1 protein-coding gene is annotated in these 1,278 nt (G+C 62.6%); it reads right to left on the bottom strand.

Translation table 11 applies throughout. The features are described 5' to 3' along the window. Positions 1-1,278 (bottom strand): IS21 family transposase (gene istA / locus E3T55_RS08210; RefSeq protein WP_134519090.1); only part of this gene is annotated, 1,278 nt, incomplete at both ends.

Raw genomic sequence — 1,278 nt, 5'->3', positions numbered from 1 at the left:
TCTGGCAGGCCAGGTAGCCTTGCGCTTCGATCGTCTGGCTGTCGAGGATCTGCTCAATCACCGTGACCGTCGCCGGCCCGGCGCTGCGCGCCCGGTCGATGAACCAGCGCCTGGACCACAACCCGTCGATATCGCGGTGCTGCGGCGGAACATGCTCCGGCAGGGTCGAGTATTGGCCCTTGCGGCCCGTCAGCCGCGGGTGTTCACAGATGCTGTCGTTGCCGTCGAAGATCGTCACCCGCGACGACGTCACTCGGACCCGCAGCAGTTTGCCGGTCAGGGAGAAGGGCACGGAATAGCGTTGGGTGTCCGCGGTGACGTGGTAGTTCCGGGCGGCTTTGAGCTCTTTCCACTCGACATCCTCGAAGCCGATATCGGGCAGCGGGCCCAGCAGCTCGCGTTCCTCGGTGTCGAAGCGTTCCCACCGGGTGGTGTCGTCGGCGCGGCGAATGTCATGGTTGATCTCCCGCACCCGTTCCTCGATCGCTGTGTTCAACTCGCTCAGCGTCGTGAAGACATCGTCTTCGAGGTATCCGATGACACGTTTGTTGACGACGTTCACCGCGTTCTCGGCTGATGCCTTATCGCGCGGTTTTTTCGGTCTGGCCGGGACAATTGCTGTCTGATAGTGGTCAGCGAGTTGCTGATATCTCGCGTTTACGACCCGCTCCGCATCGCCTTGGTGGGTTCGGTGGGTCGACGTCGTCGGGTTATCCGGAACGATGATCTGCGTCACACCATTGAAGAACGCGAACGCTTGAACGTGAGCGTCGAGCCAGGCTGGAGACTTCATATCCGCATAGGCGCGGCAGAACATCAGCCCCGAAAAAGGCAGCACCGCGACGAATAGGATCGCCCGGACCACTTCGCCGGTGATGGTGTCGACGATGTCCATCGTGTCACCGGCCCAGTCCACCAGCATCGCCCGTCCCGGCTCGTGACGGAGCACCGCGACAAGATCGTGAGTGCGGAGGTAGCCGGTGAACAGGGCGCAGAACTGGGAGTACCCGTATTTCTTCCCCGCGTCTTTGGTGTCAACGTAGCGGCGCCAGGCCCGCAGCAACGTGAAGTGTCGGTTCGCTTTCATCGACGCTAATATCCGTGCCAGGTCGGGTTGGTCATACTCGTCCGAGACTTTCCGGCGCCCGTCGGGAAACCATTCCGCCAGCTCAGTGTCGCTAACCGTGACGGTCGCGGTCAGGCCCCGAGCCTCGACCTCCTGCCGCACCCGAGCCACGTCGCGATGCGAGCACCCCACGAGCTCGACGACATCACGGT

The organism is Cryobacterium frigoriphilum, assembly GCF_004403305.1.
In the GTDB taxonomy this organism is placed as follows: domain Bacteria; phylum Actinomycetota; class Actinomycetes; order Actinomycetales; family Microbacteriaceae; genus Cryobacterium; species Cryobacterium frigoriphilum.
The sequence above is the reverse complement of the archived record's forward strand: the minus strand, read 5'-3'. Positions and strand labels throughout refer to the sequence as shown.